The following is a 12,417-nucleotide window of genomic DNA, read 5'->3' on the forward strand; positions in this document are numbered from 1 at the left end:
TCGAGTCCGGCAAGGAGACCTTCACCCGCGCTAGACGGTGATCTTGTCGACGTTCGGGCCGCCGTTGGCGGTCGTCGCGGTCGCCTTGATCTTGTTGGTGCCCGCCGTGAGGGTGACCGGGATCGTGACCGTCTGCCACGTGTCCCAGTTCCCGGTGCCGCCGAACGCCAGCCCCGAGGCCACCTTCGTGCCGTTCACCGAGATGTCCATCGGGCGGTTCGCCGTGGTGCCGTTGGCGAATCGCAGGACCACGTTCGCGCTGCCCGCCGCGGCGGCGGACACCGTGAACTCCACCGCGCTGCCGACCGCGTTGTCGTAGTTGACGAACCCGGTTCCGGTGTAGCCCAGGTGGTTCGACTCCGCGACGCCGTTCGTGATCGTCGCGTCTTCGGCCTGGTAGTCCGCCGCGGGGCCGGGGTCGACCGAGCCGTCCGCCGGGATCGTCTTCGTCCCGGTGTTCCAGCCCGCGATGCGCACCGACGGCGCCGCCCCGCGCAGGTCCGCGGTGCGGTACGTCGCCGTCAGCGTGGTCGACTCGCCGGGCCAGAGGCTGACCTGGTTGTCGGTCCACCGCACCGGGAGCACCGGTGCGCCCGCCGCGCCGACCACGTGCGCGTCCACGAAGAACGCCGGCACCTTGCCGGTGGAGGTGTTCTTCAGCGTCACCTTGGTCGTCGTGGTGCCGTCGCCGTTCGCCGTCGAGGTCGCCGACGAGCCGAGCGTGACCGAACCCAGCGAGTTCAGCCCGGACAGGTCCGCGTACGACGTCGTCGGCGTGTAGTACCAGTCGCTGTTGCTCCAGTCGAGGGTGTCGGCCTTGGTGGACAGCCAGTATACGTTCCGGCTGACCTCCTTGCCCGACGAATCCGTGAGCACCAGCTTCGCCAGGTACGTCGTCGACAGCCCGCTCACCGAACCGATGGTCAGCGCCGTCGTCTTCGCGCCGTCACCGCCGACCGAAACACTCTTCGACTGGTCGAACTTCGAGGTGCCGTCCAGGTTGAACAGCTGCACGCGGGCGGTGAGGCCCGACGCCGCGTCGTGGTTGTGGTTGACCACCACGACCGACTTGGTGTCGTAGCTGTACTGGATGTGCAGCGGCTCGTTCGCCTTCTTGGCCCCGAAGTAGGAGCCGTTCTGGTCGAGGTAGGCGTCGAACAGCTGCCAGTGCAGCGACGTCCAGCCGCTGTTGAGCATCCAGTAGATGATCCCGGTGGCCGGGTTCGAGCTGTCGCTGAAGTTGCGCGAGTGCGACTCGAACTCGGCGCGGACGTTCTCGTACTGCGCCAGCTGCGCCTTGCGGACGAAGTCGTCGAGGCTCGCCGGCTTGCCGTAGCGGCCGGTCAGCGCGTCGCCGAAGAGCTTGAGGTTGGCGAACGTCGAGGACGAGGACCGGTGGTACTGCGCGGCCGACGGGTTCTTCCACAGCGTGTCCAGCTCACCGGAGGACATCATCCGCTTGAGCGTGTCCATGGTCGGGATGTCCGGCCCGGCGCTGGTCTCGGAGTTGAAGCTCCACGCGCCGCCGCTGTCGTTGTGCGCCTTGTCGTACCAGTACACCGGCGGGATCCAGTCGTACGGCCCGTTCATCTTCATCCCGGACGACCCCAGCTGCGGCGACGACTTCGCCGACGCGGCCGGGACCACCGGCGTCGCCCAGTCCGCGGCGGACAGCGCGTCGAGGTAGTTCTTCTCGATCGTCGCGTCGGGGGCGAAATCGCTGCCGATCAGGAACGAGATGACGCTCGGGTGGTCGCGCAGGCGCTCGGCCTCCGCGGTCATCGACGCCTTGGCGACGGGGTAGTCCGCGGCCGTCCACGGGTCACCCTTTTCGTCGCCGTTGACCTGGCCCTCCCACTTGTCGCAGCACTCCCAGCCGGGCAGCGTCAGCACGCCCATCCGGTCGGCGAGGTCGAAGAACTCGTCCGGCTCGATGTGCCCTTCCAGGCGCACGGTGTTGAGCCCGAGGTCCTTGACGTAGGCGAGCTTGTCGGCCGCGTACTGGGCGTTCCAGCGCAGGAACAGGTCCGGCGAATAGCCGCCGCCCTTGATCAGCAGCGGGCGCCCGTTGATCGTGTAGGACCGGCCGCCGCTCGAGTTCTTGTTCGCGGTCACCGTGCGGACGCCGAAGCTGGAGTGGGAGGTGTCCGACGCGGTGCCGCCGACGCTCGCGGTCAGGTCGAGGTCGTAGAGCGGCTGCCCTCCCATCCCGGCCGGCCACCAGACCTGCGGGTTGTCGATGCCGACCACGCCGAACGTGACGGTCTTCTTCTCCTTGGCCGCCAAGCTCACCGTCTGGCTGATCGCCCGGCCGGCGACCGTGCCGGAGACCGTCGTGCTCACCGCGCTCGCCGAGTCGTTGCGGACGTCGGCCTTCACGGTGAGGTCGGCGTGCGAGAGCCCGGTCAGCTTCGTGACGACGTGGCCGCCGCGCAGCGCCACCGGGCCGCTGCGCCGGACCAGCACGTCCCGCACGATGCCCATGTTCTGGTCCGGCGGGGTCTGCGCCCAGTCGATCCAGCCCATCGACAGGTCCTTGTTCGGGTCGTTCGGGTAGACCTTGAACGCGACGCTGTTCGTGCCCGCCTTCACCAGGGACGTGATGTCCAGGTCGTGACGGGTGTAGGCGCCGTTGACCTGCGTCTTGTCGGCCACGCGCGTCCCGTTGACCCAGACGTCGGCCTTGGACAGCACGCCGCTGAAGTCGAGGTAGGTGCGCTGGGTGGTGTCGGGGACCGTGACGTCAGTGCGGTACCACCACGGGACCTGGAAGTCCGCGGTGGGCACGTTCTTCATGTTCGTCGAGTAGAACGGGTCGGCGTACTTGCCGTTGGCCAGCAGGCCGGCGTAGACGGTCGAGCGCGGGCCGACCGGGTACCAGCCGGAGGTGTTGTAGCCGGGCTTCGACACCGCGGAGTCGTCGCCGACCTGCGCCGACGTCTGGATCAGGAAGCCGGGGACGGCGGTTGCCGGGGCCGCGGCCGCCACGACCGCGCGCGCCGGTACCTGCCCGGTCGCGGCCGGGACGGTCGCCCCGGTCACCGCGACGGCCAGCACGGCCGCCGCGAGGAAAGTCCGGGTTCTTCTCTGCCGATAGCTCACTAGCGCGCCTCCTAGGCACCACGGCGGCGGGGGAACAGCGGGACCATCGTTAGGGAACTTTCCTAACAATTGCGACGATCGTAGCGGCCCGGTCACCCCGGGAACAGGGCCGGTTTCGTCAGACCCGGGCGGCCCGCCAGGCCGCGGCGGCGCGCAGGGCCAGCAGGAGCGGCAGGGAACCGTCTTCCCAGAGCCGTTGAGGAAGTGCCCCGCTGAGCGGGACACCGTCGGCCAGCGCGGCGCCGACCGCGGCGAGGTCGACGTCGAACAGCGTCAGGCCGGCGCTGTAGAGCCGTTCGCCACCGGCCGGGCGACGCCGGGCGACCTCGGCGCTGTCGATCGCCAGTTCGGTCAGCCCGAAGAACTCCGGCTTGGCCCCGCGCTCCATCCAACGCGCGAAGCCGACCACCTTCGTCTCGCGGACGTCCTCGGGCGTGAGCCCGCTTTCCTCGCACAGCTCGCGTTCCATCCCGGCGCGGACGGCGGTGTGCAGGAACCGGCGCGGGCCGCCGTCGGGCGTGCGCAGGTCGCGTGGCTCGAGCGAACCGCTGCCGGACGGGGCGAGCAGCAGCCCGCTGACGGAGTTGAGCGGCGACTGCCGGACGGTGACCAGCTTGCCGTCAGTGGTGAAGGCGACCGTCGAGACGCCGACGAGGTCGGCCAGCGTGCTGCTGCTCAGCTCGCGCAGGGCGCCGGCGGTGTCCGTCGCTGAAGGCCACCGCGCCGCACGTGCTGCCGCTGCGGGCGCGGGGCCGGTTGCTGTTCAACGGCCCGATCGTCGGCATGCGCGGCGAGCCGCTGCCCGCCACCGGGGCGCGGCCGGCGCCGGTCCGGGTGCACCGGGCGCGGTTCTTCGACGCCGTCTGCTCGAACGAACTCGCCGCGCTGCGCATCACCCGCACCGACACCGGCGAGGAGTACGACCTCCGCAAGGCGGAGCTCACCGTAGGCGGGCGGCGGCGGCAGCTCGGCGGTCGGGAAGGGCGCGGCGATGGTGGTGAACTCGAACCCGGCCCAGCGGCGGCGCAGCAGCCGCAGGTCACGGGTGAAGGTGGCGACGCCGATCGCGAGCGCGACCACGGAAAGCACGACACCGACGGCACTGGGCAGGACGGTGACGACCCCGAGCACCACGCCCAGCCCGGACGCGGCGAGCGGCCACTCCCGCGCGCCGAGGAAGCCGAGGTAGTCCGCCTTGGCCCGGGCGCGGCGCGTCAGTTTTCCCATCGCCGCACTGTTTAGCACGCCCGGAGCGGGGTTCAGGCCCGGTCGTCGAGATAGACCCAGTGGCCGTCATCACGCCGGAAGCGGCTGTTCTCTTCGAGAAATCCGTCGCGGCCGCGGTGGCGGTAGTGCGCCCGGAACTCGACGGTGCCTTCCTGGTGCAGCAGGCCACCCCCGGAGCGGCCGAGGATCTCCAGCCGCGTCCACTCCTGGCGGGGATCGAGCTCCAGCTGCCGTGGCCGGGTGTCCGGGTGCCAGGTGCGGAGCAGGTAATCGGTGTCTCCCACGGCGAAGGCGCTGAAGCGGGAGCGCATCAGGAGCTCGGCGGTGGGAGCGGTGAGGCCGCCGCCGTGGAAGCGCCCGCAACAGGCGGCGTAGGACTCGGTGAGGCCACACGGGCAGGGAGGCATCGGGGAATTCTGCCACGGCGCCCGGAAAGCCGCCCGACCATCCACTCCGGACTCAACCCGCGTTGACCGGCTTCCCGGTCTCCCGTGCCTCCTGCGCGCCCCGCACCGCAAGCCGGTCCGCGCGCTCGTTCTCCGGGTGGCCCGCGTGTCCCTTCACCCACAGCCACTCGACCTCGTGGCCGCCGATCGCCGCGTCGAGGCGCTGCCACAGGTCCGCGTTCTTCACCGGTGCGCGGGCCGCCGTCTGCCAGCCGTTGTTCTTCCAGCGGGGCAGCCACTGCGTGATGCCGTTGCGCACGTACGTGCTGTCCGTGTACACCCGCACCTGCGACGGCCGGGTCAGGCTCTCCAGCGCGCGGATCGGCGCCGTCAGCTCCATGCGGTTGTTCGTCGTCGGGGTGGCTTCGCCGCCGTACAGCTCGCGCTCGTGCCTGCCGTACCGCAGCACCGCGCCCCAGCCGCCCGGTCCGGGGTTCCCGCTGCACGCGCCGTCGGTGTAGATCTCCACGTCCACCCGGCGACCCTACCGGTCGCGCCCCTCGCCGAACGCCGCCACGCCGGGTTACCGTGAAGCTCCGGAGGGGGAGCTATGAGCTGGCACGACGACACGGCGGACGGGGCGCTCCTGGCCTGTCTCGTCGACGCCGATCGCGAGTACCTGCGCTCGCGGGGCACCCGCCGCCGGTTCCGCGCCAACGACGCCCTCCTCATGCAGGGCGACCCCTCCGACCACGTCCACGTCCTGGTCTCCGGCTGGGTGCGGGTCTCCGCGATCGTCGAAGACGGCCGCGAAGTGCTCTTCGGCCTGCGCGGCCCCGGTGAGGTGCTCGGCGACCTCGCCGCGGTCACCGGCCGGCCGCGTTCGGCGTCGGTGCGCGCGATCGAGCCCTGCACCGTGCTCCAGTTCACCGGCGCGGAGTTCGTCGACGTCCTGCACGCGCGGCCGGCGATCGCCGTCGCGACGATCAAGACGGTCGCGGCCCGGCTCCGCGACGCCGAATCCGCCCGGATCGAGACGGCCGCCTTCGACGTCAGCCGCCGGGTCGCGGTGGTGCTGGTCCGGCTGGCCGAGGAGCGCGGCCGAACCGTGCCCGAAGGTGTCGTCGTCGACGCCCTGTCGCAGGAGGACATCGCCGCGCAGATCGGCGCCGCCCGGCGTACCGTTGCGCGAGCGCTGCGGGTGCTGCGCGAGCGCGGGATCGTCGAGACCGGCCGGCGCCGGTTCCTCATCCGCGAGCTCCGCGTCCTGCGCGCCTTCGCCCATTCTGAGCCAAACGGCACACACGGCTCGTGACACCGGACATCTGACCCGCCGCCGGTTCGGCCGATGCTGGAAACCGGCCGGGGAAGAATGCGATGCCACCCGGCCGGAAGTCATTTCGAGCGAGGTCGGGGAGTCCTTGTCGTGAACGTCTACTGCAAGATCGTGACCCTGGTGAAATCGGTCTTCGCCGCGTTCGTGGTCGGCGCCGTCGCGGGTTTCGCGGTGGCGGCCGGAAACGCGGCGGAACCGGCCGCGCCGACGTTGCACGGCTCCGCTCCGCTCTCCGCCTCGGCCTGGGAACAGCGATGAGGAGGTGTGTCTGATGGAGAGCCACGCGATCTGGGCCCTGATCTTCGGGGTGAACTGACCCGCGGGTGCGCCCCGGCCGGCCGGCTCGTGGGGGGCCGACCGGCCGGGCATTCCCGGATACCGGTACCGCCGATCACTTCCTGCTTTCCGAGAACGGGAACTGCTAGCGTGGGCAAATCTTCCGCAGGGGAACGAGGGGGTGGGACGACGGACGACCACACGTTCCCCTTCGTGCGTGAACTGAACGAACTGCGCCGCGGCCGCGGGCTCCACGCGGCCGACCTGCACCAGCGGATCGGCCCGTGCCTGCGGGAGGCGTGCGCGATCTCCGAAACCGACCAGCCCGCCGCCGCGCGCCAGAAGCTCGTGCTGCGGCTGACCGAGCTGTGCGGGAAGCTCCCGCCGGACCTGAAGCTGGCCGCGCTGGCGGCGCTGGGCCTGCACGAAGAGGCCGCCGGCGAGTTCCTCGACCGGCGGATCTCCTGGCTGGCCAGCGTTCTGGACCGCGACCCGCGCACCGCCCGCCGCCGGATCGACCTGGCGTTCCGCCGGCTCGACGAGCTGCTCGGCGCGCCCGCACCCCGCGGCGACCGGCACTCGCTGGGCGGCTGGTACGTCGAGTCGATGAAGGTGACGGTCCGGCTCGACCGCGACCCGCCGGAACTGCAGGAAGAACGCCGGATCGTCGCCGAGGTGGACGAGCTCGACGAGCTGGTCCTGCCGTTCAGCGTGCCGGCCGGGCCGCGCAGCGACCCACTGCCGGACATCACCGCGGACGCGCTGTTCGGCGGCGAGATCGTCGAAGCGCGCCAGGTGTCGGCGAGCCACGCGCAGTTCGTCATGCGGCTGCCGAACCCGCTGCGGCTCGGCCAGCGCCACGAGTACGGCATCCGGTTCACCCCGCGGCGCGCGGAACTGCGGCCGTACTACGCCTTGACGCCGTTGCGCCGCTGCGAGGAGCTCGCGGTGCGGGTCCGGTTCGACCGCGCGGCGCTGCCGTCGCGGGTGTGGCGCCTCAACGGCGTCCCGGGCCGGGTGGTCGACGACGGCGTCGACTCGGGCGACGCGCTGACCGTCAACCGGGTGGGGGAGGTCGGCCTGGAGTTCCACGACCTGCACCAGGGCCTGAGCTACGGGCTGCAGTGGTGCTTCGGGTGAGCTCCGCGTCCGGATGCTGGGACGTGGAATAGCGGCGCGAGCGGCGGGTTGGCACTGTCGTAGGCGACGGAAGGGGCCCGCGATGAGCACGTTCACGAGTGAGTGGCAGGACTGGAAGGCCCGGCGCGAGACCGACCTGGCCGAGCCGCACGGCTGGCTGGCGCTGGTCTCGCTGGACTGGCTGACCGACAGCCCGCGCGAGTACCCGGGCATCCCCGGCCGCTGGTGGCAGGACGCGGACGCCGCGTACGTCGACCCGGCCGGCGCCTCCCTGACGCACGAGGGCGAGCCGATCACCGGGGTCCGGCGGTTCGAGCTGGTCAACAGCGGCGCGGGCACCCGGGTGCTGTCCGGTGACGTCGAGATCGAGGTGGCCCGCCGGTCCGGGTACCTGATCCGCGTCCACGACCCGAAGGCCGAGGTGCTGCGCGAGTTCCGCGGCGTCCCGGCGTACGAGCCGTCGCCGTCGTGGGTGCTGCCCGGCCGGTTCGAGCCGTTCGACGAGCCGCGGCCGACCACCGTGGGTGCGGTCGTGGAAGGCCTGAGCCACGTCTACACGGCGCCGGGCGAGGTGCACTTCTCGTTCAACGGGGCGTCGCACACCCTGACCGCGTTCAACGGCAAGGACGGCGGTCTCAGCATCCTCTTCACCGACGCGACGAGCGGCGTGACGACGTACGCGGCCAACCGGTCGCTGCCGGTCGGGGCCCCGTCGGCGGACGGCTCGGTGACGCTGGACTTCAACCGCGCGCTGAACCTGCCCTGCGCGTTCACCGACTTCGCGACCTGCCCGCTGCCGCCGGCGGGCAACCACCTGCCGTTCGCGGTCGAGGCGGGGGGAGAAGATCCCGTACGAGCGCGGGTGACTCCCCCGCCCGCCGTCAGTGGGCGACGTCGATGACGACGCGGTTGGGCGCGGTGAGCGTGAAGACGTTCACCGCGGTCCGCGACCGCACCCCGAGCCCGATCGTGAGGTGCGCTTCGAAGTCCCCGGTGACGGCGACGGCCATGACGTTGGCGAGGTTCCGCGTCCGGAACTTCTGCGGCCCGGTGTAGGTCGGGTTCCCGCCGGCGTCGTGCGCGGCCGCGGGGGTCGCGGAGACGGTGATGAAGTACTCCCCGGTGAGCCAGACGACCTCCCCGCTCGGGTCGGCGGTGAGCTCGTCGACGAGCTGGTAGGAGACGGCGGGCGCGGACCCGCCGGAGAGATCGAGCACCACCCGGTCGAACCCGGTGTTGAGCCCGGTCCGGATGGTGGTCATGGTGGGGATCGCCGGCCCGGAGGCCTGAGCGGGCCCCGCGGCGGCGAGAACGCCACCGGCGATCAGCAGGCTGACGGCGGCGAGCGCGCGCCGCTTGGTTCTGGACATGGTGGGCCTCCTGGCGGAGAGAACCGATGGAAGTCCCAGCGCTGGGTCTGCTGGTGACGCCCGGTTCGTCCGGTGAGTTGCCCTTGGGCGGGTTTTGACGCTTCAAGCGTTACCCGGCTGCTCCGAACGTGGTCAGCCGCGCTCGCCGCGGACCAGGGAGAAGACGGTTCCGTCGGCAGTCGCGGAGTAGACCTCGCGTGATGCAGGCGGCCGCTCCGAGCCTCGCGACTCCTCGAGCCGGTCGGCGAACTCTTGTTGCGCCTCCAGGAGTTCCCCAGCGGAATCGCCGCTGAGCTGGTCGTCCACCGGCACGGCTACCCCGTACCTGACAACGAGCCGCTCCCGGCCGAAGCCGAAGTCGAGACTCGTGCCGCGCACCGGTCCCACCGGAGTCTCGAACGTCTCCCGCACTCGCGGCCGTCGCCGGATCCGATCCAGCATCACTTCCGGTGCCCATCGCTGGATCGCGGGGAGATTGCCGCCGAAGTCCGCGAGCATGGCCCAAGACGCCCGGATGGAGGCACTCGTGATTTCGGCTGCCGTGACATCGACCCGGTCCGACACGAACCGGAAGTTCCCGACGCGGTCGATCGTGTCCCCGTCGACTTCGTAGGACGGCTCATCGTCGTCTTCGGTGTTCAGCGCCAGGTACGACGTCCGGCTTTCACCGGTGACCATCGAGGTGGCCAGGCCGCGTGGTACCCGGCTGCCGACCGTCACCCCGTCCAGCTGGCCGACGGCCCGCGCCAGCTGGGACACGGCGTTGCCCGGGGTCTTCGTCCCTTTGCATTCGAGCACCCGCAGCCGGCAGCGGCCGGGGTCCCGCTGGTCGCCGCCGATGAGGAGGTAATCCGGGCGCCGGGTGCCGATGTGCTCGACCGCCGTGCTCGGCTCGAAGACGAAGCGGGCGTCCAGCGCCACGTCGATGTCGACGACCGTACGCAACGTGGCCGCACCGGTTTCGCCGAACCAGCGCGCAGCCAGTGCCGCCCCGAAGGCGATGCCCATCTCTTCCGAGGTCACCCGCCGCTGGTTGCCGGCGATGCGGCGGCCGGCGTCGCTCAACGCGAGTTCCGGCAAGCGAGAGTGGGAGTAGTCGTGGGTGAAGAACCCCAGGTAGCGCAGCAGGCCCCACCACAGGTACCGGTCGAGCACGTCGTCCTGGTAGCGGGGCCGGGTGACGTAGGACAGCCAGTGCAGCGCCTCGAGGGGACGGAGGTGGATGTCCTTCTCCAGGCCGGTTGCCGGAGACAAGGTCGAACGCGGCTCGCTGAACTCCTTGCGCCGCCGAATCTGCCGGAGAAGGGCGTCGTCGCTCTGCCCGGCCAGGTGGACGGGCGTGTCGACCACCGTGAACGCCTCTTCGAGATCCACTGGCTCCCCCTCGTACCCAGCGCAGGTGGTGGGGCGCCCCCGGCGGCCCCCCCCCCCCCCCACCCCACCCCCCCGCCCCCCCCCCCCACACCCCGCCCGGGGGGGGGGGCGGGCCGCCCCCCCCCCCCCCCCCCCACGACCGGCTCACCAGCCGCGCTCGCGCCACTCCTTCAGCTTCGGCCGCTCCGCGCCCAGCGTCGAATCGTCGCCGTGGCCCGGGTAGAACCACGTCTCGTCCGGCAGCTCCCCGAAGATCCGCGTCTCCACGTCGTCCAGCAGCGACGCGAAATCCGATGGCGACGACGTCTTCCCCACCCCGCCCGGGAACAGCGAATCGCCCGTGAACAGGTGCGGGTGACCCGCCGGATCCCGGTACAGCAGCGCGATCGAGCCCGGCGTGTGCCCGCGCAGGTGGATCACCGACAACGTGACCTCGCCCACCGTCAGCGTGTCGCCGTGCTCGACCAGGAAGTCCGGCGGCACCGGCAGCGGAGGAGCGTCCAGCGGGTGGGCCGCCGTGTTCGCGCCGTTCGCTCCCGCCACCGCGCCCAGTGCCTGCCAGTGGTCCTGGTGCTGGTGGGTGGTGACGACCGTCTTCAGTGACGGCCGGTCCGGGCCGTGGCCGATCAGGTCCGAGATGCGCTCCGGGTCGCTCGCCGCGTCGATCAGCAGCGCTTCGTTCGACGAGCGGCACACCAGGAGGTACGCGTTGTTGTCCATCGGGCCGACGGACAGCTTGGTGATGGTGAGCGCGTCCAGGGTGCGCCGCGTGGCGTCGCCGCCCGGGTCGACGTGCCCCGTGTAGGTGTCCACGATGTTCACCGTGCACACGGTAGTCGTTTCGTTCCAAGCGGTTCCACCCGCACAAGCGCGCGGCCGCGTCGCCACGTAGGCTCGGGCGCGCACCCCGACGGCCCCGACCTCAGGACGACCTTGCCCACCTCCCCGACGCCGCGCCGGATCAGCTGGGACCTCCTCCGGGTCGTCGCCGTACTGGCCGTCGTCCTCGGGCATGTCACCCACCAGGGTGCTCTTCTGCACCCCGAGCTGACGGGTTACCCCGTGCGGGTGACAGCGCAGTTCGGCGCCGCGATCCTGCTGGTGATCTCCGCCTTCTTCGTTTGCGCCAGCCTGCGCAAGGGCAATCCCCGCCGGTGGCTGTGGAACCGCGTCGCGCGGCTGGTGCCGGCGTACCTGGTCGCCGTGCTGGTGACGTACGTCGTGACGCGGTGGGCCGCCATCTCCTTCAGCGGCCTGCCCTACCCGCCCGGCGTCCTCGGCTTCCTGTTCGGGGTGCCGCAGGGCCCGCCGACCGACCCCTCGCCGTGGTACATCCCGACCTGGCTGGACCTGGTCACCAACCTCGGCATGGTGCAGGAGTGGGGCATCCGCTGGGACGCCTTCTACTACCTCGACGGCTCCTACTGGACGCTGCCGGTACAGCTGATGGCCTTCACCGGCGCCGCCGTGCTGTGGCCGCGGTCGTGGCGCACCCACCGGGTGACCGTCGCCCTGCTCTGGGCGCTGATCCTGGTCCCGCTCGCGCTGCGGTTCCTCGTCTTCCCGCCCGGGACGGCGGGGCCGGTCGTCGAGACCTTCTACTACGGCCTCGGCCTGCACCGGCTGCACGTGTTCGCCATCGGCGTCGCGGTCTGGCTGTGGGCGCAGCGCCGGCTGAAGACGTGGCACACCGCACTCTTCGTGGTCGCCACCGTGGCCGCGCAGGACCTGCAGGTGTTCCCGTTCCACGTCGCGCTGCCGCAGGACGCCCTGCGCTGGCCGTCCACGATCGGGTTCGCCGTCCTGCTGGTGCTGGTCTGCGTGGCCGCCCGCGGCCCGGACTGGCGGTTCCCCGGGCTGGCCCGGATCGCCCCGGCCGTCACCTGGCTCGCGGGCATCTCGTATGGTCTTTACCTGGTGCACCAGGAACTGGGCTACGTCCTGGCCCGCGCCCTGCTCGATCTCGGCCTCCCCGGCTGGCTGCGGCTCCTCCTCGTCGTCGGCGCCGCCGTGCTGGCCGGCTGGGCGGTCACCGCGGGGGTCGAACGCCCGGCCCACCGGTGGCTCACCAGACGTCGAAAGCCCGAAGAACCGCAGGTCAAGGACGCGGAACCCGTTTTTGTCGGTGGTGGCTCGTAGCATGGATCGCGGCCGCCCGTGCAACCTGAACCGGGTCGGCGACCGCACTGAAGAAGACATTGAGAGG

Annotated in this window: 13 protein-coding genes; 5 read left to right on the forward strand and 8 right to left on the reverse strand. The window is 71.3% G+C overall.

The features are described from left to right. Positions 1 to 30 precede the first annotated feature (30 nt). The 5 genes from ABZX11_RS15360 to rnhA all read right to left on the reverse strand — a co-directional run bounded on the left by ABZX11_RS15360 (position 31) and on the right by rnhA (position 5,250). Positions 31 to 3,102, reverse strand: a complete 3,072-nt coding sequence (locus ABZX11_RS15360; protein WP_354913420.1) for a carbohydrate-binding protein — start codon at positions 3,100 to 3,102, stop codon at positions 31 to 33. A 118-nt stretch (positions 3,103 to 3,220) separates the two neighbouring features. After that, positions 3,221 to 3,571 (reverse strand): hypothetical protein, encoded by a 351-nt coding sequence (locus tag ABZX11_RS15365; protein ID WP_354913422.1) that lies wholly within the window; start codon positions 3,569 to 3,571, stop codon positions 3,221 to 3,223. Between the two features lie 206 nt (positions 3,572 to 3,777). Next, positions 3,778 to 4,329 carry a hypothetical protein gene (locus ABZX11_RS15370; protein WP_354913424.1) on the reverse strand — a complete coding sequence of 184 codons (552 nt, stop codon included), beginning with the start codon at positions 4,327 to 4,329 and terminating at the stop codon, positions 3,778 to 3,780. A gap of 32 nt (positions 4,330 to 4,361) precedes the next feature. Further along, complete coding sequence (locus tag ABZX11_RS15375; RefSeq protein WP_354913426.1) at positions 4,362 to 4,736, reverse strand: YchJ family metal-binding protein; 375 nt, start codon at positions 4,734 to 4,736, stop codon at positions 4,362 to 4,364. 52 nt (positions 4,737 to 4,788) lie between these two features. After that, a complete protein-coding gene (rnhA, locus tag ABZX11_RS15380) occupies positions 4,789 to 5,250 on the reverse strand; it encodes a ribonuclease HI (protein WP_354913428.1) in 462 nt (153 codons plus the stop codon). Between the two features lie 75 nt (positions 5,251 to 5,325). Between rnhA and ABZX11_RS15385 the strand changes: the two genes are divergently transcribed. The 4 genes from ABZX11_RS15385 (at position 5,326) to ABZX11_RS15400 (ending at position 8,368) form a co-directional block, all read left to right on the forward strand. After that, positions 5,326 to 6,030: a Crp/Fnr family transcriptional regulator gene (locus tag ABZX11_RS15385; protein WP_176171338.1), complete on the forward strand. Its 705-nt coding sequence runs from the start codon at positions 5,326 to 5,328 to the stop codon at positions 6,028 to 6,030. A gap of 111 nt (positions 6,031 to 6,141) precedes the next feature. Then, a complete protein-coding gene (locus tag ABZX11_RS15390; RefSeq protein WP_176171337.1) occupies positions 6,142 to 6,309 on the forward strand; it encodes a hypothetical protein in 168 nt (55 codons plus the stop codon). 231 nt (positions 6,310 to 6,540) lie between these two features. Next, positions 6,541 to 7,467, forward strand: a complete 927-nt coding sequence (locus ABZX11_RS15395) for a hypothetical protein (protein ID WP_176171336.1) — start codon at positions 6,541 to 6,543, stop codon at positions 7,465 to 7,467. A gap of 82 nt (positions 7,468 to 7,549) precedes the next feature. Further along, on the forward strand, positions 7,550 to 8,368 hold the full coding sequence (locus tag ABZX11_RS15400) for a DUF1684 domain-containing protein (protein WP_354913431.1): 819 nt from the start codon (positions 7,550 to 7,552) through the stop codon (positions 8,366 to 8,368). Here the strand turns inward: ABZX11_RS15400 and ABZX11_RS15405 are convergent. The 3 genes from ABZX11_RS15405 to ABZX11_RS15415 all read right to left on the reverse strand — a co-directional run bounded on the left by ABZX11_RS15405 (position 8,349) and on the right by ABZX11_RS15415 (position 11,033). Continuing rightward, positions 8,349 to 8,837, reverse strand: a complete 489-nt coding sequence (locus tag ABZX11_RS15405; RefSeq protein ID WP_354913433.1) for a hypothetical protein — start codon at positions 8,835 to 8,837, stop codon at positions 8,349 to 8,351. The genes ABZX11_RS15400 and ABZX11_RS15405 overlap by 20 nt on opposite strands. Before the next feature lie 132 nt (positions 8,838 to 8,969). Next, positions 8,970 to 10,211: a hypothetical protein gene (locus tag ABZX11_RS15410; protein ID WP_354913435.1), complete on the reverse strand. Its 1,242-nt coding sequence runs from the start codon at positions 10,209 to 10,211 to the stop codon at positions 8,970 to 8,972. A gap of 144 nt (positions 10,212 to 10,355) precedes the next feature. Further along, on the reverse strand, positions 10,356 to 11,033 hold the full coding sequence (locus tag ABZX11_RS15415; protein ID WP_176171332.1) for an MBL fold metallo-hydrolase: 678 nt from the start codon (positions 11,031 to 11,033) through the stop codon (positions 10,356 to 10,358). Positions 11,034 to 11,144: 111 nt separating this feature from the next. Here ABZX11_RS15415 and ABZX11_RS15420 point away from each other — a divergent pair, with 111 nt between their 5' ends. Then, a complete protein-coding gene (locus tag ABZX11_RS15420; RefSeq protein ID WP_354913437.1) occupies positions 11,145 to 12,350 on the forward strand; it encodes an acyltransferase in 1,206 nt (401 codons plus the stop codon). The last annotated feature ends 67 nt before the right edge of the window (positions 12,351 to 12,417 follow it).

Origin of the sequence: Amycolatopsis sp. NPDC004169, assembly GCF_040610315.1 — a bacterium.
Classification (GTDB): Bacteria; Actinomycetota; Actinomycetes; order Mycobacteriales; family Pseudonocardiaceae; genus Amycolatopsis.

Coding starts and splice junctions, on each gene's coding strand:
- ABZX11_RS15365 (WP_354913422.1), bottom strand. CDS start 3,571: ATGGAACGCGAGCTGTGCGAGGAAAGCGGGCTCACGCCCGAGGACGTC.
- ABZX11_RS15370 (WP_354913424.1), bottom strand. CDS start 4,329: ATGGGAAAACTGACGCGCCGCGCCCGGGCCAAGGCGGACTACCTCGGC.
- ABZX11_RS15375 (WP_354913426.1), bottom strand. CDS start 4,736: ATGCCTCCCTGCCCGTGTGGCCTCACCGAGTCCTACGCCGCCTGTTGC.
- ABZX11_RS15385 (WP_176171338.1), top strand. CDS start 5,326: ATGAGCTGGCACGACGACACGGCGGACGGGGCGCTCCTGGCCTGTCTC.
- ABZX11_RS15400 (WP_354913431.1), top strand. CDS start 7,550: ATGAGCACGTTCACGAGTGAGTGGCAGGACTGGAAGGCCCGGCGCGAG.
- ABZX11_RS15405 (WP_354913433.1), bottom strand. CDS start 8,837: ATGTCCAGAACCAAGCGGCGCGCGCTCGCCGCCGTCAGCCTGCTGATC.